Annotated in this window: 24 protein-coding genes and 1 pseudogene; 8 read left to right on the top strand and 17 right to left on the bottom strand. The window is 61.0% G+C overall.

Going from position 1 to position 22,139, the window contains the following annotated elements; all coding sequences use genetic code 11:
* The first annotated feature begins 145 nt into the window (after positions 1–145).
* The 4 genes and pseudogenes from VCJ09_RS17220 to VCJ09_RS17205 form a co-directional block, all read left to right on the top strand.
* Positions 146–520 carry a GAF domain-containing protein gene (locus VCJ09_RS17220; RefSeq protein WP_324731326.1) on the top strand — a complete coding sequence of 125 codons (375 nt, stop codon included), beginning with the start codon at positions 146–148 and terminating at the stop codon, positions 518–520.
* Entirely contained in the window at positions 429–680 is a 252-nt protein-coding gene (locus VCJ09_RS17215) for a hypothetical protein (RefSeq protein ID WP_324734741.1), read from the top strand. Before VCJ09_RS17220 ends, VCJ09_RS17215 begins: the two co-directional genes overlap by 92 nt.
* The gene (locus tag VCJ09_RS17210; RefSeq protein ID WP_324731325.1) at positions 602–841 is read left to right on the top strand and encodes a diguanylate cyclase; all 240 of its coding nucleotides are present in this window, start codon (positions 602–604) and stop codon (positions 839–841) included. Before VCJ09_RS17215 ends, VCJ09_RS17210 begins: the two co-directional genes overlap by 79 nt.
* A gap of 119 nt (positions 842–960) precedes the next feature.
* A pseudogene (locus VCJ09_RS17205) lies at positions 961–1,533 on the top strand (MMPL family transporter); the annotation flags it as partial.
* Positions 1,534–1,598: 65 nt separating this feature from the next.
* Here the strand turns inward: VCJ09_RS17205 and VCJ09_RS17200 are convergent.
* From VCJ09_RS17200 to metG, 10 genes are all read right to left on the bottom strand, one after another.
* Positions 1,599–2,009 carry a MerR family transcriptional regulator gene (locus tag VCJ09_RS17200; RefSeq protein ID WP_324731324.1) on the bottom strand — a complete coding sequence of 137 codons (411 nt, stop codon included), beginning with the start codon at positions 2,007–2,009 and terminating at the stop codon, positions 1,599–1,601.
* 400 nt (positions 2,010–2,409) lie between these two features.
* The gene (locus VCJ09_RS17195) at positions 2,410–2,589 is read right to left on the bottom strand and encodes a PA3496 family putative envelope integrity protein (protein WP_324731323.1); all 180 of its coding nucleotides are present in this window, start codon (positions 2,587–2,589) and stop codon (positions 2,410–2,412) included.
* Positions 2,590–2,695: 106 nt separating this feature from the next.
* A complete protein-coding gene (nth, locus tag VCJ09_RS17190; RefSeq protein WP_324731322.1) occupies positions 2,696–3,334 on the bottom strand; it encodes an endonuclease III in 639 nt (212 codons plus the stop codon).
* A complete protein-coding gene (locus VCJ09_RS17185) occupies positions 3,331–4,044 on the bottom strand; it encodes an electron transport complex subunit E (RefSeq protein ID WP_324731321.1) in 714 nt (237 codons plus the stop codon). The genes nth and VCJ09_RS17185 overlap by 4 nt, the downstream gene beginning before the upstream one ends.
* Positions 4,041–4,799, bottom strand: a complete 759-nt coding sequence (gene rsxG / locus VCJ09_RS17180; RefSeq protein WP_324731320.1) for an electron transport complex subunit RsxG — start codon at positions 4,797–4,799, stop codon at positions 4,041–4,043. The genes VCJ09_RS17185 and rsxG overlap by 4 nt, the downstream gene beginning before the upstream one ends.
* A gap of 3 nt (positions 4,800–4,802) precedes the next feature.
* A complete protein-coding gene (gene rsxD, locus VCJ09_RS17175) occupies positions 4,803–5,834 on the bottom strand; it encodes an electron transport complex subunit RsxD (protein ID WP_324731319.1) in 1,032 nt (343 codons plus the stop codon).
* Between the two features lie 146 nt (positions 5,835–5,980).
* Positions 5,981–9,235 carry an electron transport complex subunit RsxC gene (gene rsxC, locus VCJ09_RS17170; RefSeq protein ID WP_407692977.1) on the bottom strand — a complete coding sequence of 1,085 codons (3,255 nt, stop codon included), beginning with the start codon at positions 9,233–9,235 and terminating at the stop codon, positions 5,981–5,983.
* Positions 9,232–9,807 carry an electron transport complex subunit RsxB gene (gene rsxB, locus VCJ09_RS17165; protein ID WP_324731318.1) on the bottom strand — a complete coding sequence of 192 codons (576 nt, stop codon included), beginning with the start codon at positions 9,805–9,807 and terminating at the stop codon, positions 9,232–9,234. Before rsxB ends, rsxC begins: the two co-directional genes overlap by 4 nt.
* The gene (gene rsxA / locus VCJ09_RS17160) at positions 9,804–10,388 is read right to left on the bottom strand and encodes an electron transport complex subunit RsxA (RefSeq protein ID WP_079202736.1); all 585 of its coding nucleotides are present in this window, start codon (positions 10,386–10,388) and stop codon (positions 9,804–9,806) included. Before rsxA ends, rsxB begins: the two co-directional genes overlap by 4 nt.
* Positions 10,389–10,546: 158 nt before the next feature.
* Positions 10,547–12,589 (bottom strand): methionine--tRNA ligase, encoded by a 2,043-nt coding sequence (gene metG, locus VCJ09_RS17155; RefSeq protein ID WP_324731317.1) that lies wholly within the window; start codon positions 12,587–12,589, stop codon positions 10,547–10,549.
* 199 nt (positions 12,590–12,788) lie between these two features.
* Here metG and apbC point away from each other — a divergent pair, with 199 nt between their 5' ends.
* Positions 12,789–13,880, top strand: a complete 1,092-nt coding sequence (gene apbC / locus VCJ09_RS17150) for an iron-sulfur cluster carrier protein ApbC (protein ID WP_324731316.1) — start codon at positions 12,789–12,791, stop codon at positions 13,878–13,880.
* 107 nt (positions 13,881–13,987) lie between these two features.
* On the opposite strand, the gene VCJ09_RS17145 is transcribed toward apbC, so the two are convergent.
* Complete coding sequence (locus tag VCJ09_RS17145; protein WP_079202733.1) at positions 13,988–14,197, bottom strand: cold-shock protein; 210 nt, start codon at positions 14,195–14,197, stop codon at positions 13,988–13,990.
* A gap of 324 nt (positions 14,198–14,521) precedes the next feature.
* Between VCJ09_RS17145 and dcd the strand changes: the two genes are divergently transcribed.
* The gene (dcd, locus tag VCJ09_RS17140; protein ID WP_079202732.1) at positions 14,522–15,088 is read left to right on the top strand and encodes a dCTP deaminase; all 567 of its coding nucleotides are present in this window, start codon (positions 14,522–14,524) and stop codon (positions 15,086–15,088) included.
* Between the two features lie 76 nt (positions 15,089–15,164).
* Here the strand turns inward: dcd and nadE are convergent, their stop codons facing one another.
* A complete protein-coding gene (nadE, locus tag VCJ09_RS17135; protein ID WP_324731315.1) occupies positions 15,165–15,992 on the bottom strand; it encodes an ammonia-dependent NAD(+) synthetase in 828 nt (275 codons plus the stop codon).
* A gap of 544 nt (positions 15,993–16,536) precedes the next feature.
* Here nadE and VCJ09_RS17130 point away from each other — a divergent pair.
* Positions 16,537–16,764 carry a hypothetical protein gene (locus VCJ09_RS17130; protein WP_324731314.1) on the top strand — a complete coding sequence of 76 codons (228 nt, stop codon included), beginning with the start codon at positions 16,537–16,539 and terminating at the stop codon, positions 16,762–16,764.
* Between the two features lie 163 nt (positions 16,765–16,927).
* Here VCJ09_RS17130 and VCJ09_RS17125 read toward each other — a convergent pair whose 3' ends face one another.
* From VCJ09_RS17125 to VCJ09_RS17110, 4 genes are all read right to left on the bottom strand, one after another.
* On the bottom strand, positions 16,928–19,465 hold the full coding sequence (locus VCJ09_RS17125; protein WP_324731313.1) for a penicillin acylase family protein: 2,538 nt from the start codon (positions 19,463–19,465) through the stop codon (positions 16,928–16,930).
* Between the two features lie 80 nt (positions 19,466–19,545).
* A complete protein-coding gene (locus tag VCJ09_RS17120; RefSeq protein ID WP_324731312.1) occupies positions 19,546–20,004 on the bottom strand; it encodes a DUF2489 domain-containing protein in 459 nt (152 codons plus the stop codon).
* Between the two features lie 7 nt (positions 20,005–20,011).
* The gene (locus VCJ09_RS17115) at positions 20,012–20,218 is read right to left on the bottom strand and encodes an SEC-C metal-binding domain-containing protein (RefSeq protein WP_079202727.1); all 207 of its coding nucleotides are present in this window, start codon (positions 20,216–20,218) and stop codon (positions 20,012–20,014) included.
* Positions 20,219–20,224: 6 nt separating this feature from the next.
* Entirely contained in the window at positions 20,225–20,722 is a 498-nt protein-coding gene (locus VCJ09_RS17110) for an LEA type 2 family protein (RefSeq protein WP_324731311.1), read from the bottom strand.
* Positions 20,723–20,834: 112 nt separating this feature from the next.
* On the opposite strand from VCJ09_RS17110, the gene VCJ09_RS17105 reads away from it, so the two are divergent.
* Entirely contained in the window at positions 20,835–21,392 is a 558-nt protein-coding gene (locus VCJ09_RS17105; protein ID WP_324734681.1) for a hypothetical protein, read from the top strand.
* A gap of 255 nt (positions 21,393–21,647) precedes the next feature.
* Here the strand turns inward: VCJ09_RS17105 and VCJ09_RS17100 are convergent, their stop codons facing one another.
* Positions 21,648–22,136, bottom strand: a complete 489-nt coding sequence (locus tag VCJ09_RS17100) for a YchJ family protein (RefSeq protein ID WP_324731310.1) — start codon at positions 22,134–22,136, stop codon at positions 21,648–21,650.
* Positions 22,137–22,139: the final 3 nt, after the last annotated feature.

Below are 22,139 nucleotides of genomic sequence, written 5' to 3'. Positions count from 1 at the left end.
TTCCATGACGAGCGAGAACTATGCACGGAGGCTGATCCAGTCCGTGCAGGAGCTGTCCTTGGCAAAGCGCCTGGTTGCTTGTTGCGCCGGTGGTTCGCCATGCGGCGCGTGAACTGGTCGGGGCCTATGGCGCCATCAGCCCCTTGTGGAGGGGCAGCGTTTCCCCCTGCAGGCCTGCATCAGCGGCTGGAGCATGCTCAACCGTCAGGCCGCGGTCATCGAAGACATCTATTTTGACCCGCGCATCCCCCATGCGGCTTATTGGCCAACCTCCGTCAAGAGCCTGGTTATGGTGCCTATCCGTGCTCCGGAACCCATAGGGGCTATTGGCGCCTACTGGGCCAGGCAGCATAGGGTCAGCGCGGCCGAGGTCGAGATGCTGCAGACCCCTGGCCGACTCCACCTCGGTCGCCCTGGAGAATATCCAGGTGTATGCCGAGCTGGAGCGCCGGGTCGAGGAGCGCACGGCGCAACTGGCCGAGGCCAACCAGCGCCTGCATGCGGAGATCGCCGAGCGTGAGCGCGCCGAGCAGGCCGTGCGCCAGCTCTTTCTGATCGACGAGTTGACCGCGGGCTGTATAACCGCCGCGACTTCCTGCTATTGGCCGAACGCGAGCTGCTGGCGGCATGGCGGCGTCAGCGGCGAAGCCTGCTGCTGTATGCCGATCTGGATTACCTGACGCGGGACAATGACAGCTTTGGCCATGATGGTGGTGATCGCATGCTGGTCGATGCGGCGCAGGTGCTCAAGGGCGTGTTTCGCTCCGGCGATGTGGCGGCGCGCTTGGGTGGCGACGAGCTTGCCATTACAACAGCAGCGAACAGCTGTTGCAGCGCCTGAATCAGGCGCTGATGAGTTCCGTCGCCGCAGTGGCCGGCCGTTGCCACTGAGTGTCGGCATCGCCGAGTCCTCCTTGCAGGTGGGTGAGGGGTTGTAGCAATTACTGACCCAAGCCGATGCATGCGGGTACGCCGGTAATCTGGACCGGGGTGCTCCAGGAAATCGCCCGCGGCCAGGTGCTCAGCTTCACCCTGGCGCTACTGGTGGTTACCTTGATGATGATGTTCTGGTTGCGCTCGTTGCGCTTGGGCCTGCTCGGCATGTTCACCCTGTTGACCACCTCGGTCAGCCTGTACGGCTGCATGTATCTGTTCGAGATCGAACTGAATATCGGCACCGCGCTGGTCACCTTCCTGGTCGTTGGGGTAGTCGATTACGCGGTGCATCTGATCTCGCGGATCAAGCTATTCGTACAGCGCGGCATGCATATCGACGCGGCAATACTCGAAGCGATGCACAGTGTCGGGCGCTCGACCGTGATCAACGTGGTGATTTTCTCGGTCGGCTTCCTGGCGCTGTTGTTTTCCGACTACAAGCCGATCATCGATATGGGTGGGCTGGTGGCGCTAGCGCTGTTTATCAGCGAGGTGATGACCATTCTGGTGGTGACGCTGATCTCGCCGTGGTTCTTCGCCAAGGTGATGCCGGTAACGCAAGAGAGCTATCCGGCTGCTGGTGAGGCGGCGGTCTAGGCCGCCTCCAGCGGAAAAAACCACTGCCGATGCAGTCGGCTTTTTCAGCACCGCTAGCAGATGACCTAGCTCTGTAGTTCGGGAAGATTCTTTTTTGTTTGATCGCTGTTTTGAGCAAAATGGCATTGCTCTTTTGCGCCATGCAGGTTCTGTTCGAAGTCCACTAGGCCTTGGTAAAGTTGCTGCATGGAATCAATCCGGGTGAGCAGCTCTTGTTTCTTTCTAGTGATTTCCAGTTGCGCCAGATTCCAGGGGAAATCCAAACCTTTATAGTCTCGCAGGATGTCTTGCAACTCCTTCAGTTTGAAACCGAGCTGTTGGGCGCATTTGATAAAACGCAGCACATCGACGCATTCCTGCCGATAGATACGGTATTTACCAACACGCTGGGGCGGAGGGATGAGGCCTATATCCTCGTAATGGCGAATGCTTTTGACTGTGGCCCCTGAGAGCTTGGCGGCTTGTCCTATATACATAAATTCCATCTTCCTCAGGAGTTAATCAGGGCTAACCCAGGGTTTGCGCCATTTCGCGATAGTCGAGATAGGGCTGGAAGAGCGCTCAACCCTTCTCGGTTATTCTGCAAGTCGATTGCAAAGACTTGACCTGAGAGGGGGGGCGGTTGGATGGCTGATCCAGGCCAAGCAACGTTTAATACCGGTAGGTAGCGCAAGGCGGTCGATGGGCTAGGCAGTCACAGCCCCCCATCAAGCAGGCCATTATATGCAGGGAAGGCTGAGTATTTAGCCCTGCTGCACGCCCCGTGCCTTGTGGCAAGAGTCAATGGGTTGCCATCCTCGGTAAAGGTCGAACGCCCTTGAAATAACCAATCCGCAACCTAGGGTGCGCAAGACCCTAGACGCGGGGTTGGCGCAACTACAAATCGAAGTCGTATTCGCTCAACTGTTTGTTCAAACGTCGTTCGTCGAGGAAATTGTCGATGACGCGCCGTTTGGTCAGATTGGTTTTGGCAACCTCCACAGGGGCATCGCCATCGTCTGCATCTTCTGCGACAAAGTCTTCGTCGAGCTCGAGGTCTTCTTTACCAGTGCTCATGTTTTCCACTCCCGGCGACAAGGGCCATTTGCGCACCTTATAGCCGCAAAACCGAGGCGGGTAAAAAAGATTTTTTCTATCGGTCAGACGCTGAGCGATGGAAAGCTCAATCGTCCGAGGTTTTGTCCTTGTATTCGCACAGGTCTTCGATGCGGCAACTGCCGCAGCGCGGCTTGCGCGCCAGGCAAACATAGCGACCATGGAGGATCAGCCAGTGGTGTGAATCGAGGAGAAATTCCTTGGGCACAAACTTCAGCAGCTGCTTTTCCACCTCGAGCACATTCTTGCCAGGAGCTATCCCGGTGCGGTTGCTGACCCGGAAAATATGCGTGTCCACCGCCATGGTCAGCTGACGAAAGGCTGTGTTGAGCACCACGTTGGCGGTCTTGCGGCCGACCCCTGGCAAGGCTTCGAGGGCTTCGCGAGTCTGCGGTACCTGGCTGCTGTGCAGCTCGACCAGCAGGCGGCAGGTTTCGATGACATTCTTCGCTTTGCCGTTGAACAGGCCGATAGTTTTTATGTATTCGCTCAAACCTGCCACACCCAGGGCATAGATAGCTTCTGGTGTGTTGGCCACCGGGTAAAGCTTGGCGGTCGCCTTGTTGACACTAACATCGGTGGCCTGGGCCGAGAGAATGACTGCGATCAGCAGCTCGAAAGGCGAGCTGTAGGCCAGCTCGGTTTTTGGCTCTGGATTATCTTCATGCAGGCGACGAAATATTTCGTGGCGCTTGGCGGCGTTCACTCGATCACTCCGGTGACCCGCACCCGACGGCTTTGCACCGGCACGTCGACCTGTTTTGCCTTGGCCCGTTCGGTTAGCACTTCATCGATGCGGTTCTTTCCGGCGATGAGCAGGCCGAGCATGATGAAGGCTCCCGGCGGCAGGATGGCCAGGAGGAAGCCTTTGTAGTCGGCGAACAGGGTCAGCTGCCAATCTGCTGCGATCGGGCCGAACAGCAAGTGCATGTTGGCAAATAGTGCGCCGGTACCGAGCAGTTCGCGCAGGGCGCCAATCATGACCAGTACCACGCCGAAACCGATACCCATCACCAGGCCATCATAGGCGGCCCGCCCCGGATCGTTCTTCGCCGCAAAACCGTCGGCGCGACCGAGGATCACGCAGTTGGTGGTGATCAACGGAATGAAGATGCCGAGGATCTGATACAGCTCGTAGGTGTAGGCCTGCATCAATAGCTCGATGCAGGTGGTCAGCGCGGCGATGATCATCACGAAGGCGGGCAGGCGCACGGCGGTATTGACCACGCCGCGCACCAGCGATACCGCGGTGTTGGAGCAGATCAGTACCACCGCACTGGCCAGGGCCAGGCCCAGGGCATTGACCGTGGAGTTGCTGACGCCGAGCAGCGGGCAGAGACCGAGCAGCTGAACCAGGGCCGGGTTGTTCTTCCACAGGCCGTTAAGGGTGATATCGCGATAGCTGGGGCTGCTCATGGCGCGGTTCCTCGATCATCAGGGGCGCTGCTGTCGCCCTCGCGGCTAGCGGCACTGCCGGCGCGCGAATGGGTGACCTCGGAGTCGGCCTCAGCCTTGTGCTGCAAGGCGGTGTCGCTGGCAGCGTCAGTAGTGCGGGTGACCAGCAGTTCGGCGCGGTGCTGATCGAAATACAGCAGCGCGTTATGCACCGCTTTAACCACCGCGCGCGGCGTGATGGTGGCGCCGGCGAACTGATCGAACTCGCCGCGATCCTTTCTGACCGCCCAGCCGGTTTCGCCTGGATTGTCGAGTGACTTGCCAGCGAAACCCAGGATCCAGTTGCTTTTCGTCCGGTCGACCTTATCGCCCAGACCTGGGGTTTCACGGTGGCTGAGTACGCGCACACCGGCCAGGCGGCCATCTGCACCAATACCGACCAGCAAGCGGATTGCACCGCTGTAACCGTCCGGTGCGGTGGCCTGGAGGATCACCGCGTTGGCTTGGCCATCTTTCAGGGCGATATAAGCGGGCTGCGGACTGCGGTTGCCAAGCAAGGGGTCGTGCACGCTGATGCTGTTATCCAGCAAGTGGTTGTCATAGCTGCCAGGGGGGAGAATCTCGCCCAGCGCACGGACCTGTGCGGCGCGCGCAGAGGCCTCGATCCGCGTGGCGGTGGCCTGCTGGATCAGTGTCACCAGGCCCACCGTGACGATGGCAAAGAGGCCGAGCACCAGGCTGTTTTTCAGCATCGAACGGCTGATTTCCGGGAGCATTCTCTATTCTCCCAACTTGAAGCCGCGAGTCGGCTTGCGATGACCGTAGGTGCGCGGTCGGGTGTAGTAGTCGATGGTTGGCGCTGCCAGGTTCATCAGCAGCACGGCGAAGGCCACGGCATCCGGGTAGCCGCCCCAGGCGCGGATCACATAGACCAGCACGCCGACGCCTGCGCCGAAAATCAGGCGGCCACGATTGCTGGTGGCGCCGGATACCGGGTCGGTGACGATGAAGAAGGCGCCCAGCATGGTGGCGCCGGTGAGCAGGTGAAACAGCGGTGAGCCATTGGAATCCGAGCCCGAGCCATGCCAGAACAGCAGGCTCATGAGGGCCAGGGAGGCGAGCATGCCCGCGGGCGCGTGCCAAGTGAACAGGCGCTTGTAGAGCAGATAGAGACCACCGGCGAGAAAGGCTAGGTTGACGGCTTCAGCCCCGGCGCCGCCGAAGCGGCCAAACGCCGGGCTTTGTGCCCAGAGTTCGTCCATGGTCAGGCTTTTATTGATCTTGATGGCATCCAGCGCCGTGGCCTGGGTCCAGCCATCGGGCAGGGCGGCCAGGCCGAAAATGTGCTGCAGGCCATCGAGCAGGCCGACCGTGTGCGGCGCTGGCCAACTGGTCATTTCCACTGGGAAGGAGATCAGCACCACTACATAACCGAGCATTGCCGGGTTGAATGGGTTCTGCCCGAGGCCGCCGTACAGTTGCTTGCCGAAGACGATGGCGAAGCCGGTGGCGATCAGGGTCAGCCACCAAGGCGAATAGGCTGGTAGGGCCAGGGCCAGCAGCACCGCGGTGACCAAGGCGCTGTAGTCATTGAGGAAAAATCCCAGGGGTCGCTGGCGCAGGGCCAGGATCGCTGCTTCGAAGCCCAGGGCGCAGGCGCTGGCCCAGAGCAGGTTGGTCAGGGTGCCGAAGCCGAACAGCCAGGTCAGCGCCAGGATCCCCGGCACGGTGGCCAGCAGTACCTGCAGCATCACCTGCTGGGTACGATTGCTGCCCTTGGCGTGGGGCGATGTGATACGGGGCAGAGCCATTGGCACTCCGGTTAGTGGCTTGCGTAGGCTGCGCGGTGCGCCGCCATAAAGGCTGTTAAAAATCGTAGCCCGGATGCACTCCGGGGTATTACCAGCGGGCATGCTCGACACTGCCTCCGGATTGCATCCGGGTTACAGGGTGTCGGTTAGCCTGCGTGTTGCTGTAATTTCTGTTCGGCTTCTACCAGGCGTTGACGGGCTGCCGCCAGGGCATCGGTGGCACTGCTCTCGTCGCGTTCCAGTTTGCGCAGGTCGGCGCGGGCGAAGGCTACTTCGGTTTTAAGGGCGCGGGTGGTGTCGTCGGTCGGGATTTTGTCGGTGCGTACCAGCGTCGGCGCAGGCTTGCGGGATGTTGCTTCGGCAGTGTGCAGCGCCTGTTCGGCCTGGGCCAACGCATCGCGCAGACTGCCTAGTTCGGTTTCATCGCTGCCGGTTTTCTCGGCTTTTTTCAGCGCAGCGCGTTTCATCGCCAGTTCTATCTTGGCTTTTTTCAGCGCGCCGTCATCGACAGGTTTGGCTGACGCGGCGGGAGCCTGGGTTTCCAGTTCAGTCAGCAGTTTTTCTGCCGCCTGTAGCTGCTCGCGCAGTTGTTGCAGTTCGCTCTGCTGTTCAGGGCTGGGTGTCCCGGCTTTCTCCAGCTTGCGCAGCTGGGCGCGGAGCATGGCGGCGTCGATCTTGGCTTTTTTCAGGGCGTCGTCGGCGACAGGTTTGGCTGTCGCGGCGGGAGCCTGGGTTTCCAGTTCAGTCAGCAGTTTTTCTGCCGCCTGTAGCTGCTCGCGCAGTTGTTGCAGTTCGCTCTGCTGTTCAGGGCTGGGTGTCCCGGCTTTCTCCAGCTTGCGCAGCTGGGCGCGGAGCATGGCGGCGTCGATCTTGGCTTTTTTCAGGGCGTCGTCGGCGACAGGTTTGGCTGTCGCGGCGGGAGCCTGGGTTTCCAGTTCAGCCAGCAGTTTTTCTGCCGCCTGTAGCTGCTCGCGCAGTTGTTGCAGTTCGCTCTGCTGTTCAGGGCTGGGTGCATCAAGTTTCTCCAGCTTGCGCAACTGGGCACGGAGCATGGCGGCGTCGATCTTGGATTTTTTCAGGGCGTCGTCGGCGACAGGTTTGGCTGACGCGGCGGGAGCCTGGGTTTCCAGTTCAGCCAGCAGTTTTTCTGCCGCCTGTAGCTGCTCGCGCAGTTGTTGCAGTTCGTTCTGCTGTTCTGGGCTTGGTGCCTCGGCTTTCTCCAGCTTGCGCAGCTGGGCGCGGAGCATGGCGGCGTCGATCTTGGCTTTCTTCAGCGCACCGTCATCGACAGGTTTGGCTGACGCGATGGGAGCCTGGGTTTCCAGCTCAGCCAGCAGTTTTTCTGCCGCCTGTAGCTGCTCGCGCAGTTGTTGCAGTTCGCTCTGCTGTTCAGGGCTTGGCGCCTCAAGTTTCTCCAGCTTGCGCAGCTGGGCGCGGAGCATGGCGGCGTCGATCTTGGCTTTTTTCAGGGCGTCGTCGGCGACAGGTTTGGCTGACGCGGCGGGAGCCTGGGTTTCCAGTTCAGCCAGCAGTTTTTCTGCCGCCTGTAGCTGCTCGCGCAGTTGTTGCAGTTCGTTCTGCTGTTCTGGGCTTGGTGCCTCGGCTTTCTCCAGCTTGCGCAGCTGGGCGCGGAGCATGGCGGCGTCGATCTTGGCTTTCTTCAGGGCGCCGCCGTCGTCCACCGCAGGCGTTGTTGCGGCGGGTGGGGTGGCCGCTACGGCGGCATCCAGAGCCTGCTGTGCGGTTGTTGCGGCACTGCGCAGCTGGTCGACCTGGGCCTGCATCTCGGGCGTGACGTGGGCCACCAGTTGTTTCTCGGCCTTCTTCAGTGCGACCTGGGCCATGCTGGCTTCGATCTTGAGTTTCTTCAGGTCATCGCCGAGGCCGGCCGGCTTGCCTGCTTGCGCGTCATCGTCAGTGCTCGCTGATGCTTCGGCCTGGGCGGCTTTGGCGCGGGCGGCTTTCTCGGCGCGGGCCTTGCGCTCGGCTTCTTTCTGCTCTTCGGCGCGGCGCAGGCGCTCCTGGCGCAGCTCGAAGCGCTGCTTGGACTGCTCGGCCTTGAGCTGCTTCTGTTCAAGGTCGCGAATTTCGCCCTTGGCCGCACGGTAGTACTGCACCAGGGGAATGCTCGACGGGCAGACATAGGCACAAGCGCCGCATTCGATGCAGTCGAACAGGTTGTGCGCCTTGAGCTGCTCGTGTTCCTGGCCGATGGCGAAGAAATGCAATTGCTGCGGCAGCAGGCTGGCCGGACAGACCTCGGCGCATTCACCACAGCGAATGCAGGGCATGGCCGGCGGCGGCGCTGGCAATTCGGCGCTGGTCGCGGCGAGCAGGCAGTTGGTGGTCTTGATCAGCGGTACGTCGAAGTCGGGCAGGGTAAAGCCCATCATCGGCCCGCCCATGATCAGGCGGTTGAGCTTGCTGCGGTCGAGGCCGGCAAACTCCAGCAGTTCGCCGACCGGGGTGCCGAGCAGCACCTCGACGTTCATTGGTTGCGCCAGAGCCTCGCCGGTAAGGGTGGTGATGCGCGAGATCAGCGGTTTGCCGAGAATCACCGCATCGTGGATGGCTTTGCAGGTGCCGACGTTCTGGCAGAGGATGCCGATATCCGCCGGCAGGCCGCCGCTGGGTACTTCGACGCCGGTGAGAATCTGGATCAGTTGCTTCTCGCCGCCCGAGGGGTATTTGGTCGGGAAGACCCGCAGTTGATAACTGCGCTCGCTCAAGGCCGTGCGCAGTGCGGCGATGGCTTCAGGCTTGTTGTCTTCGACGCCGATCAGCACCTGATCGGGCTGGATCAGTTGCGCAAGGATGTCGATGCCGGAGATCAGCTGCTCGGTTCGTTCGCGCATCAACAGGTCATCGGCCGTGATGTACGGCTCGCACTCGGTACCGTTGATCACCAGCGTATGGACTTTCTGGGTGGGTCGCGCGTTGAGCTTGACCGCCGTGGGGAAGCCAGCGCCGCCCAGGCCGCTGATCCCGGCCTGGCGAATCATCTCCAGCAGGCTGCTGTTTTCCAGGTGGCGGTAGTCCAGGCAGGGCGTCAGTGCGCACCACTGATCCAGGCCATCGCTGTCGATGACGATGGCCGGGGCAAGCATGCCGGAAACATGTGGATAAGGCTGCGGGCCGATAAAACTGATAGTGCCGGAGGTCGGGGCATGCAGCGGCACGCTGACGAAACCATTGGCAGCAGCGATCAGCTGGCCCTTGAGTACCCGTTGGCCCAGGCTAACCACCGGCTCGGCCGCAGCGCCAATGTGCTGGTTGAGCGGCAACACCAGGCGCTTGGGCAACGGTGCGGGCTGGATCGGCGTGCGGTTGGAGAGTTGTTTGCGCTCCGGCGGATGAATGCCGCCGGGGATATCCCAAGCCATGGGTTGCATCGCCGTCATGCCGCCTGCTCCCGATCGGTGGCGATCAACTGGCCAGGTGCCAGGGGTTTGCTCCACTTCCAGCTTTGCACGCTGCTGTCCAGCGGAAGCATGTCGATGCAGTCCACCGGACAGGGTTCGACGCACAGGTCGCAGCCGGTGCATTCGGAGACGATCACCGTGTGCATCTGCTTGGCCGCGCCGACAATAGCGTCCACCGGACAGGCCTGGATGCACTTGGTGCAGCCGATGCATTCGGCCTCGCGAATGTAGGCGACCATCTGCGGTTTTTCGCCTTCCACCGCGTCCAGGGCTTCAGCCTCGACATCCAGCAGGTCGGCCAGTGCCTGGATGGTCGCTTCGCCGCCCGGTGGGCACTTGTTGATCTTGTCGCCGCCGGCAATCGCCTCGGCATAGGGCTTGCAACCGGGATAGCCGCACTGGCCGCACTGGGTCTGCGGCAGCAAGGCGTTGATCTGCTCGGCGATCGGGTTGCCTTCGACCTTGAAGCGCACGGCGGCGAAACCGAGGATGGCGCCGGCCACCAGGCACAGCGCCAGCAGGGCAAGAACCGCGCTGAGCAACAGGCTCATAGCTTGATCAGGCCGGTAAAGCCCATGAACGCCAGCGACATCAGGCCGGCCGTAACCATGCCGATGGCTGCACCCTGGAAGTTTTTCGGCACGTCGGCGATGGCGATGCGCTCACGCATGGCGGCGAACAGCACCAGCACCAGGGAGAAACCGAGCCCGGCGGCGAAACCATTGGCGGTGGCGGTGATAAAGGTGAACTCGGCCTTGTTGGCATTGAGCAGGGCCACGCCGAGGACGATGCAGTTGGTGGTGATCAGCGGCAGGAAGATACCGAGCACGCGGTACAGCAGCGGACTGGTCTTGTTCACCACCATTTCGGTGAACTGCACCACCACGGCGATCACCAGGATAAAGCTGATGGTGCGCAGGAATTCGATATCCAGCGGCTTGAGCACGTATTGCTGGACCAGGTAGCTGCACATGGCGGCCAGGGTCAGGACGAAGGTGGTGGCGAGGGACAAGCCGATGGCCGTCTCGATCTTCCTCGACACGCCCATAAACGGGCACAGGCCGAGGAACTGCACCAGTACGAAGTTGTTGACCAGGATGGCGCTGACCATGATCAAGGCGAGTTCGGTCATTGCGGGTTCCGTTGGTGGACAGGCAAGGCCGTGGGAAAAGGGGTGTCTATTATCGACAAGCCGATCCGGCCACACAAGCCGGATCAGCGTCCTTGAGTGGCTAGCATAAGGCTAGCGCAGCGTATTGGGGCACGCTGCGCCAATACGCCGCAGTAGCGTTACTTGACCCGCTGGCCTGGTTTGGCGCCGCTGTCCGGGCTGAGCAGGTAGATTTCCTCGCCGCCGGGGCCGGCAGCCAGGACCATGCCTTCGGACACGCCGAACTTCATCTTGCGCGCGGCCAGGTTGGCCACGTACAGGGTCAGGCGGCCTTCCAGCTTGCTCGGGTCCGGGTAGGCACTCTTGATCCCGCTGAACACGTTGCGCTTGCCATCGCCGATATCCAGAGTCAGGCGCAGCAGCTTGTCAGCGCCTTCGACGAATTCGCATTTCTCGATCAGGGCGATACGCAGGTCGACCGCGGCGAAGGCGTCGAAGGCGATTTCCGCGGCCAGCGGCTCCTTGGTTAGTTCTCCATTGCCTTGCGGCGCGCTGTCGGTCTGGCTGGCGGCCAGGTCTTCTTTGGAGGCTTCGATCATGGCGTCGATTTTCGCAGGCTCGATACGGGTCAGCAGGGCGCTGAACGGGTTCAATTGATGGTTGGCCAGCAGGCTCTGGTGGTCGTTCCAGGTCAGCGGCGCGACATTCAGGAAAGCTTCTGCGTCGGCGGCCAGTTTCGGCAGCACCGGCTTGAGGAAGATCAGTAGCTGCCGGAACAGATTGATGCCCAGGGCGCAGATGGCCTGCACCTCGTCCTGCTTGCCGTCCTGTTTGGCCAGGGACCAGGGCGCCTTGTCAGCGATCCAGGCGTTGGCGCGGTCGGCCAGGCCCATGATCTCGCGCATGGCACGGGCAAAGTCGCGCGCCTCGTAGGCTTCGGCAATGCTCGGCGCTGCGGCCTGGAAGGCCTCAGTCAGCTCGGGGGCGGCGTTGCCGGCGACCAGCACGCCAGCATTGCCCTTGTGGATAAAGCCGGCGCAGCGACTGGCGATGTTGACTACCTTGCCGACCAGATCGGAGTTGACCTTCTGCACGAAGTCTTCGAGGTTGAGGTCGAGGTCGTCGACGCCGCGTGCCAGCTTGGCGGCGTAGTAGTAACGTAGGTATTCCGGGTTCAGATGATCCAGGTAGGTGCGCGCCTTGATAAAGGTGCCGCGCGACTTGGACATCTTCTGGCCGTTGACGGTCAGGTAGCCATGCACGGCGATGGCGGTCGGCTTGCGCAGGCCGGCGCCTTCGAGCATCGCTGGCCAGAACAGGGCGTGGAAGTTGACGATGTCCTTGCCGATGAAGTGGTACAGCTCGGCCGTCGAGTCCTTGCCCCAGAAGGCGTCGAAGTCCAGCTCGGGGGTGCGTGCGCAGAGGTTCTTGAAGCTGGCCATGTAGCCAACAGGTGCGTCCAGCCAGACATAGAAGTACTTGCCGGGCTCGTCGGGGATCTCGAAGCCGAAGTAGGGCGCATCGCGGCTGATGTCCCATTCCTTCAGGCCGGAGTCCAGCCATTCGGCGATCTTGTTGGCCACCGCGTCCTGCAGGGCGCCGCCACGGGTCCAGCTTTTCAGCATGGCCTCGAAGTCCGGCAGCTTGAAGAAGAGGTGTTTGGAGTCGCGCAGCTCCGGTACGGCGCCGGAGATGGCCGAGCGCGGGTTCTTCAGCTCCGTGGGCTCATAGGTGGCGCCACATTTCTCGCAGTTGTCGCCGTACTGGTCCTCGGCGCCGCACTTCGGGCAGCTGCCCTTGATGAAGCGGTCGGCGAGAAACATGCCCTTTTCCGGGTCGAAGTATTGGGTTACCGAGCGGGTGGCGATATGCCCGGCGTCACGCAGTTTCAGGTAGATCGCCGCCGATAGCTCGCGGTTCTCTTCGGAGTGGGTCGAGTGGTAGTTGTCGAAATTCACCAGAAAGTCGCCGAAGTCGGCAGTGTGCTCGGCCTTGACGTTGTCGATCAGCTGTTCCGGGGTGATGCCTTCTTTCTCGGCACGCAGCATGATCGCCGAGCCATGGGCGTCGTCGGCGCAGACGTACACACACTGATTGCCGCGCAGCTTCTGGAAACGCACCCACATGTCGGTCTGGATGTACTCGAGCATATGGCCAAGGTGAATCGAACCATTGGCATAGGGCAGGGCGCTGGTAACGAGAATCTTGCGGGCTTCGCTCATGGGAATCGGCTGCACTGGTATAACGAAAGAAGTCGGCAACTATATAGGCGGCGCGGATTTTTTTCACCCGCTGGATCGTCTGGGCAGGCTGCGCGGCGTCGACCAAGGGCGACGATGAGCCAGAGAGGCGGTGCGCGCGGCGTAGCCTACGGGGTAATATACCCGCCTGTTTTGCTCGGTCTTTCCCTGGGAGTTTTCTATGTCCGTCACCCGCGCAGCGATCGAAGCTGCACTGTCCCAATACACCGACCCCCACCTTGATCAGGACCCTGTCAGCGCCGGCTGTCTGCGTGCAGTGGATATCCAGGGCGGCAAAGTCAGCGTGCGTCTGCAACTGGGTTACGCCGCCGGCCTGTTCAAGAGCGGCTGGGCGCAGATGCTGCAGATGGCCTTGGAAAACCTCGACGGCGTCGACAGTGCGCAGGTGCAGGTCGATTGCGTGATCGAGGCGCATAAGGCGCAGGAGCAAATACCGGCCCTGGCCAACGTGAAGAACGTGATCGCGGTGGCCTCGGGCAAGGGTGGCGTGGGCAAATCGACCACGGCCGCCAACCTGGCGCTGGCGCTGATGCGCGAAGGTGCCAAGGTCGGCATTCTCGATGCGGATATCTATGGGCCGAGTCAGGGCATCATGTTCGGTATCCCCGAGGGCACGCGGCCTGAGATCAAGGATCAGAAATGGTTCGTGCCGCTCAAGGCCCATGGCGTCGAGGTCATGTCGATGGCCTTTCTGACCGACGAAAACACCCCGGTGGTATGGCGCGGACCAATGGTCTCCGGTGCGCTGATCCAGTTGATCACCCAGACCGCCTGGGGCGACCTGGATTATCTGGTGGTCGACATGCCCCCAGGCACTGGCGACATCCAGCTGACCCTGGCGCAGAAGGTGCCGGTGTCCGGCGCGGTGATCGTCACCACGCCGCAGGATCTGGCGCTGCTGGATGCCAAGAAGGGCGTGGAGATGTTCCGCAAGGTGAATATCCCGGTGCTTGGTGTGGTGGAAAACATGGCGGTGCACATCTGCTCGAACTGCGGCCATGCCGAACACCTGTTCGGTGAAGGAGGTGGCGAGAAGCTGGCGGCGCAGTTCGGTGTCGACCTGCTGGCGTCCATGCCCCTGTCGATGGCCATCCGCATGCAGTCCGACGGCGGCAAGCCGACCACAGTCGCCGACCCGGAAAGCCAGATCGCCATGATCTATCAGGAGATCGCCCGTAATGTTGGCGCGCGTATCGCCCAGGGTGAACGGCAGGTGCAGGCCATGCCGAGCATCGTAGTCAGCGAGGACTGAATGAGTCAGCGCCGTGCGCTTAGTGCGCACGGCGTCGGCGACGGATCAGCGCCCACAAAAAAGCCCCGCACATGGCGGGGCTTTTTCTCAAGCGAGGTTAGATCAGGTTATGCAACCTGAACTTCCTCAGCTTGCATGCCTTTCTGACCACGGGTGGCCACGAAAGTCACTGCTTGGCCTTCTTTCAGGCTCTTGAAGCCATCGCTCTGGATAGCTTTGAAGTGTACGAACAGGTCATCACCGGATTGCGGAGTGATAAAGCCGTAGCCTTTCTCATCGTTAAACCACTTGACGGTACCATTCTGACGATTCGACATGTTATGTCTCCTAACAATTTTTAATAACAGCCCTGGAAAAGCCCAGGCCGGGACTGAGTGCAACGAGTACTAGGAGTCGGACGATGTTTGGATCGAGATCTAGGCATCAAGTAGCGATTCGCGGTGACACATGCAGCACAGTGGCGCTACTGTACGCGGTTTTAACGCTAAGCGCGAACGCTCTGTAGGCCTTTTTGTTATTTGGCGACGGGTGAAGTAAAGCTAGGCTTGCGCACTGACGTTGGTCGACAGCCTTTGAACCCTGTGGCCGGCCCCGGTAAGATGCGCTCACTTTTTCATCACCCGCTTATCAGGACGCCCGCCATGAGCATCAAATCGGATAAATGGATTCGCCGCATGGCGCAAGAGCACGGCATGATCGAGCCTTTCGTCGAGCGCCAAGTGCGCACCGAAGGCAGTCAGGCGCTGATCTCTTACGGTGTTTCCAGCTATGGCTACGATGTGCGCTGCGCCGATGAATTCAAGGTGTTTACCAACATCAATTCGGCCACCGTCGACCCGAAGAATTTCGATGAAAAGAGCTTCGTCGACGTAAAGAGCGATGTCTGCATCATTCCGCCAAACTCCTTCGCCCTGGCCCGCACCGTCGAATACTTCCGTATCCCGCGCAATGTACTGACCATCTGCCTGGGCAAGAGCACCTACGCACGCTGCGGCATCATCGTCAACGTCACCCCGCTGGAACCCGAGTGGGAGGGTCATGTGACGCTGGAGTTCTCCAATACCACAACCTTGCCGGCGAAGATCTACGCCCACGAAGGCGTGGCCCAGATGCTCTTTTTCGAGTCCGATGAAGAGTGCGAAGTGTCCTATAAGGATCGCGGTGGTAAATACCAGGGGCAACTCGGCGTGACCTTGCCGAAAGCCTGATCGATCTGCTGGATCAAGAAAAAGCCGGTTTTCACACTACGTGGAAACCGGCTTTTTCTTGCCTGCAACTTCGTGATCAGGGCGCCAGTGGCAGTTCGCGCTTATGCCGGCTGTTGTCATAGGTGCGGGTGATGATGGCGTAAGCCTCGTCGCGAACCGGCTGGCCATGCAGGAACGCGTCGATCTCGGCGTAACTGACGCCGTGCGCTTCTTCGTCCGGCTTGCCTGGGCGCAGCTCCTCCAGGTCGGCGGTGGGCACCTTGAAGGCCAGGTTTTCCGGTGCGCCAAGCTGCTTGGCGATGGCGCGTACCTGGCCTTTGACCAGGCCGCTGAGCGGCGCCAGGTCGCAGGCACCGTCACCGAACTTGGTGAAAAAGCCCATCACCGCCTCGGCAGCGTGGTCGGTGCCGATGACCAGGCCGTTATTGGCGTTGGCAATGGTGAACTGGGCGACCATGCGCATGCGCGCCTTGATGTTGCCGACGACGAAGTCGCGACGTGCATCGCTGAGCGTCTGCAGGTGGCTGACCTGCTCGCCGAGTGCGTACACGCTGTCGGCGATGTTCACCGTGTCTTCTTCGTCCGCGCGGATAAACTGCAGTGACGCCTGGGCGTCGTGCTCGTCGTGCTGGGTGCCGTGAGGCAGGCGCACGGCGATGAAGCGATACGCGGCGTCGTTCGTCTCGTTGCGCAGTTCTTCCACGCTCAGTTGCGCGAGGCGTCCAGCGGTCAGCGAATCGACCCCTCCGCTGATGCCCAGTACCAGTACTTTCAGGCCCGCGTTACGCAGGCAATTCTTGATAAAGGTTTTGCGCCGCTCGATCTCTGCCAGCAGGGCGGTTTCGTCGGCAAAGGGGGGCTCCACGTTCAGGGCGGTGGCGATCTCGGCTTGGCGGCTGCTCATGGTGGTTCCTTAGTGCAAGTCGGTTACGCGGAAGATAGTGGTCAGAAGGTGACAACCTGCTCGTTGGGGCATTGCGTCCAGTTGGGCTGGCTTGGCGCAGGCGCTGCAGGATCATAAGCCAACTGTGGCCTTGCGTTAATCGTCAATGACCGTGCATAAGGCTGAATTTCAAGCAAAAAAATAGGCGCCATAGGCGCCCGGAGAATCAATCGATGCATCTGCTTTGAGGCATGTCGGCGCACAAGGTTCAGTCTTGGCGGTAATGCTGTTCACTTGAGGGGCGCTCATCCTCCGCTTCCACGTCCGTCGCGGCCTGTTGTCCGTGGCTTTTCGCCAATTTCATCCGGCTACAAAAATGCCGCTAACTTGGCTTAAATGAACAGCATTGCAGTCTTGCCGAGCTAGCGGCGCTGAAACATCTGGAAAGCCTGTCCGGCGGGGTGTCGCCCACAGTGTCCGGGCGGCTTTGGTAAGGTGGGTCTAATAAGGACCGTGTCCGTCAACATGCGGATGGTCGAGTTTTTTAGCGCGGGAGGAATCAGTCATGACAACCTGGAAGATCACATACAGTAAAGATGAGCGCACCGAGGTGTTCGAGCTGCAGTCCGCCAGTAAACCGAGCCTGGAACAGGCGGTGATGCATCTGCTCAAAATGGCCGAGCAGGTCTACGAGCGCGAAGAGCCAAAAGACCTTCCCAATGAAATCCAGACCCCGGCCGTGCGTCTGGCTGAGTGTTACTGCATCACCATCACCGGAATTACTCGGGTCTGACCCTTGTCAGCCGCCCGGCAGAATGGGGCGGGCGATCAAACGGCTAAATCGCGCACAAAAAAAGGGCGCCCAAAGGCGCCCTAAAATGATGATCTATGGAGTAAGTCCGTTAACTCAGAGCGGGGCCTGCCAGGTTGGTTCAGCAACCGCCGATGAGCGGTAATTATTTTCCGGGGGTCAGGATCAGTCGTTTAGTGCCATAGACCTTCTCGAGGTTCTGCGGCTGAAACGGGAAGCTCATGTACTGGCCCTTGCGCCAGGCCTCGATACCGTCGGCGTAATGCTCGCTCGCCGGGTTGCCGGATTGGCCGGAGCTGTTCAGGCCGATCAGCGGCTCTTCGCGGCCGAAGTCGACGACGATGCGCATGGCTGGAATCAGCCAGGTGTCGAAATCCTGCCCCCAGTTGTAGGCCGAGACATTGAGGGTGCTGTGGTCGCCACCGGCCGGGTAGGGGCCGCGGTCGAGATAGCCCTTCAGTGCGTTGATTGCGGCGTGCTGGCTGGTGCTCATGTAGGGCGCCAGTTTGCTGGTTTCGCTGGTCCAGCTGTAGCTGTGCAGCTTGCCCCATTGCCAGGCACTGCGCTCAGTGCCGAGCTTGGTTTCGGCGAAGCTCACGGCGGCGGCCAGGCTGCGGGCGAGAATGGCCGGCTTGTCTTCTTGCTGGGCGCTGCCGATATCGTTCCAGAATGGACTGTCGTCGCGGCCCAGCAGGTGGTCGGCCTGGGCCGAATAGGATTGATTGGCGGTCTCCACCAAGGCCAGCCAGGCCGGACTGGTATCGGGGCCCAGTTCATCGAGGAAGATCTGCCGCGCGCTTTCGTGCAGGAAGGCGCCGTAGAGTGCGGCATCCCCCGAACTTGCGCTGAGATTGCCGTCGAACGCCATCAGTCGGCGGTAGGCTTCGCGCGCTTTTGCGCGCTCCTGCGCTGGCAGGGCATCGATGGCTTTTTGCAGCGGCTCGGCCATGCCGGGGGCTTCGAACATGCGTTGCAGCTTGCTGACGAAGGGCGTGGTCTGGTCGTACTGCATGGCAATCATGCTGCGCGTGTCGTGCTTGCCGCTGCCAGCCAGATGCGCGAGGCGCTCGTAGCGATCCGGGTAGAACCAGGAATTGGACAATTGCATGCCATAACCGCGCGGCACGGTGCGATTGTTGGCGGTGCCCAACCAGCCTTGCTGCGGGTCCTGGTCGTAGGGATGCAGCATCGGGTCGGCGAAGCCATCCCAGTCGTAACGGCTATCCCAGCCAGGCGAGGGCATCAGGCCAAGGCCTTCGCGGCGATTGGGGAAGCGCCCGGTGACCTGCCAGCCGATGTGCTGGGCGTCGGCGAAGACGATATTCAATGGCATGGCACGCACGTCGCGGGTGGCCTCGAAGGCTTGCTCCACCGATTGCGCGCGGGACAGATCGAACAGCGCATCGAGGCTCTGGTCCGCCTCGAATTGGGTGGTTTGCAGGGCCAGGCCGTAACCGCTGCTCAGATGCAGCGGCTGCAAAGGGTGTTTGCGTTCGCCCAGTACCGAGTTGAGCAGCGGGCCGTGACGGGTCTCGAAGATGGTTTCGCGGATCGGTCGCTGACCCTTGATGAAGAAGGTTTCCTGGCGCTCCCGGGCCGGTAGCCACTTGCCGTCGGCCTGATAATAGAGGCGGTTGCCTTGGCGTCGGATTTTCTCCAGGAACAGGTCCTGGTTGTCGCCCATGACCATGGTCATGCCCCAGCCGAGCTTGCCGTTGAACCCGGCGACGATGGCGGGCACGCCGGCGATCGACACGCCGGCGGCCTGGAATTTCGGCGAGCGGATCTGGACGAAGTTCCACGCCGATGGCATCGACAGTGGCAGGTGGGTGTCGTTGGCCAGCAGGCTCTTGCCGCTGCGGCTGTTCTGCGGGGCGATGGCCCAGTTATTGGACGCGGCGACGCCAAGCATGTGGGTGCTGGCGAGTTGGCTGGCCGCATTGTTGACGGCGGCCAAACCGGGGATTTGTCCGCTCAGGGTCAGGCCCTTGAGCTTTTCGGCCTCCTCGAACGGTAACGGTTCGTCCGGGTAGGTGGGCAGCAGCCAGGCGAGGGGTTCGCTGCCGACTTTCTGCGCCAGCACCAGGGAGGCGATTTCTTCCTGCAGGTTGACCGCCAGGCCGAAGTTCAGCAGGCAGAACACCAGCACTGAATCTTCGGCTTTCCAGTAGGGCGGACGATAGCCGGATTGGGCCAGGTCCATCGGCAGCTTGTCGCGATAGCGGAACAGGTAGGCATTGACGCCGCGGGCGTACACCTCGAAGAACTTCTTCAGGCGTGGCGAGGCGTTGGCATAGAGCACTGCGGCACTTTTTTTCAGGTTGACCGCGCGCATCAGGCGGTCGATTTCCAGTACGCCGGGGCCCGCCATTTCCGCCAATCGGCCTTCGGCCAACAGGCGCATGCCGATCATCTGGCTGAGGCGGTCGCTGGCATGCACATAGCCCAAGGCGAACAGCGCGTCGTGGAAGGTATTGGTTTCGATCAGCGGCATGCCCAGAGCATTGCGTCGAACCACAACGGTTTGTGCCAGGCCCTGAATGCGCACGCTGCCCTGGTCCGGGTGCAGACTATCGCGGTAGCGGTTGTCGAGAAATGACTGGCAGCCGCTTAACGCCAGGCCGGTAGTAAGGGTGGCGGCGAGGCCCAAGTGGGCCATGGGACGGAATGCGCGCGATAGCATGCAGCGAGCTCCTTGCAGAACGCAGGACTGGAAAGATCGGTGGATGAGAATGCTGGGCAAACCCTGAAAGCCCGCCAGGGTCAGTTGCCGGGTTGCTTCAGGCCTTCATCGAGCAGCCAGCGTGCGGCTGTGCGAGTGGCAGCCTTGTGCTGCAGCTCCAGTTCATTGAAGCGTTTTTCGTGCTGGCGCCGCTCGCTCGGCTCCAATGCCTTCCAGTTTGCATGGGTCGGCACCTGGGCGGTGGCTGCGAACAGCAGATGAAACACCTGGCAGTGGGGGTCTTGGCTCAGCGCAGTGTCGTAGTTGTCCAGCAGCACCTTGATGCGAATAGCGCCTTCGATCAACGGCAGCTGGCCATCGAGCAGGCTGCTGGCGAGCATCAGCAAGTCGCCAGCCAGACGTCCACGGCGCTGGCTTTCTGCCTGCGCCAAGTTGCGGCGTTGCGCCCAGACTCGGCGCCACAGTAGCAAGGCATACAGCGCAAGGGCCGTCACCAGCAGGGCGCCGGCCAGCAGAAGCAGCAGATTCATGGTGCTCATGGGCACATCAGGCACCGTGGCATTTCTTGAATTTCTTCTGGCTACCGCATGGGCAGGGGTCGTTGCGACCGACATCTTTCAGGGTGTTGCGCACCGGCTCCTGGTGAGCATGGTTGCAGTCTGGGCCATGCACGTGACCGTGGTCATGATCATGCTGATGATCGGGCTCGGCGTGGTTGCAGTCGGGACCGTGTACGTGGGCTTGTTGGTTCATGTGCGCTTACTCAGGAATGAAATCGCCGGGGATTATCTCGCCATTCCGCGACATGTGCACGCTGCGCCCGAACAACAAACCAGTTTTTACCTTACCTTCGAGTCGATAGCGGATCGGCTCTTCAGGTTGTTCAAGCAATTTGACGATTTGTCGTAGGTGCCGCCAGAGGTTGGTGCGCACCGGGACATCGAACACATGGTGGCCATAGGCCGGAACCGTGAACCATGTATTGGTTTCGCCTTCTGCCAGTTCCACCTCGTTGAGGTGCACTCGGTAATCCAGGCCGCGTACCGGCAGGCTCATGCTGTTGGGGTTGTCGATACGAAATCGCAGGACGAACTGCTGCTCCAACAACTTGGCCCTGATTACTTCGACTTTGAGCAAGCGGACATCCGGATCCTTGAACCCTCCGCTCGTCCAAGTGGAACATCCGCCGATGCTGGAAAACAGGCCGAAAAACATTAATAGGCTGAGAATTCTTATAGTTAGCGCCTGGGAAAACATTTCATACTCCAAAGGACGCGTCAGTGTAACAAGCAGGTGCTTGGCTGCAACGTGTTGTGAGGGTAAAAAAACCTGCGCCATACTGGGCGCCGATGAAGACAGGAGTGTGACCATGGTTCGTTATGAGATCGCCTTTGCCGGCCAGCTAGTGGCGGGGACGCAGCTGGAGTCGGTGAAAGCCAATCTGGCCAAGTTGTTCCAGGCCGATGCTCAGCGTATTGCCTTGCTGTTTTCTGGGCGGCGCATTGTGATCAAGAACAATCTGGATGCGGCTGGCGCGGAGAAATATCGCAGCAGCTTGCTGCGCGCCGGTGCTCTGGTCGAAGTGAGGGACATGGCGGAAGAGATCGAAGCGATTGAATTGGCAGCGGCGCCTGCCGTTGCAGCGGCCGAAGCTGTGCCGGCTACAATCCCGCAGACGCCGGCCGGAAAGCGGCTGAAAGTGCTGCCGCGGGATGAGTATATGGCGGCGTTCTCCGAGGTCGATGCGCCAGATTTTGAAATCGCCCCACTCGGTGAGGACCTGCAAGATGACAAGCCTGCGGCGCAAGCACCGCCTCTCGATCTGGCGCAATTCAGTCTGGCGCCTGCCGGCAGCGACATGGGTGAGATAAAGGCCGCACCTGCCGCACCACCGCCAGACGTATCCCATTTGAAATTACAGGAATAGGTCGAACCGGGTTAGCTCCCGGCCTTGTCGCCGCGCCCGGCAGGCGCGCAGGGCCGTTGACTAAAGGTGAGTGCGGGCTTTTGGGTCGCGTGGATGAAATACGGGGGGCTGCAGTCTGCAGCGCCACTGCCGGATTTTCCCCGCGCTCCCCGCGCTACGCGCCGAGCACCTGGTGTGCAGCAAACGAGGGAGGTGGTCAATTAGCGCAACTGGATTGTGTTATGGCCTGCACGGATCGGTCTGATGCGTTTTGTTTCAGACAAAGCCCGCACAACATTTCTTGAATTTCTGTCCACTGCCGCAAGGGCAGGGGTCATTGCGACCAGCCTGTAGCGCCACCGTAGGATCGATAAAGTACCACTGGCCCTTGTGCTGGACGAAGGCTGAGCGTTCGCGGTGGGCATGTTCGCCGCCGCTATCGTGCCAGCGCGCGGTAAAGGTCACGAATGCATGTTCCGGCTGGCCGCCCAGGACTTCAGTGGTTTCGACGTCGAGGCCAAGCCAGGTGCTTTGCAGGCTCCAGGCGCTGATGGCGGCGCGATCCAGGCTCGGCTGTTGTGCCGCCAGGGTGGTCGCCAGCAGGTAGTCGACCAGTCCCAGGACATAGGCACTGTAGCGTGAACGCATGAGCAGTTCGGCGCTCGGTGCCGGCAGCCCGGCATGGTAGCGGCCGCAGCACTCGCTGAGTGAGTCGCCACTGCCGCACGGGCAGCTTGGCAGGGTCTCGGCATTGACTGTCGTCATGTG

The organism is Pseudomonas paeninsulae (assembly GCF_035621475.1).
Taxonomy (GTDB): domain Bacteria; phylum Pseudomonadota; class Gammaproteobacteria; order Pseudomonadales; family Pseudomonadaceae; genus Aquipseudomonas; species Aquipseudomonas paeninsulae.
Note: the sequence above shows the minus strand (reverse complement) of the source record. Positions and strands in the feature narration are given on the sequence as shown.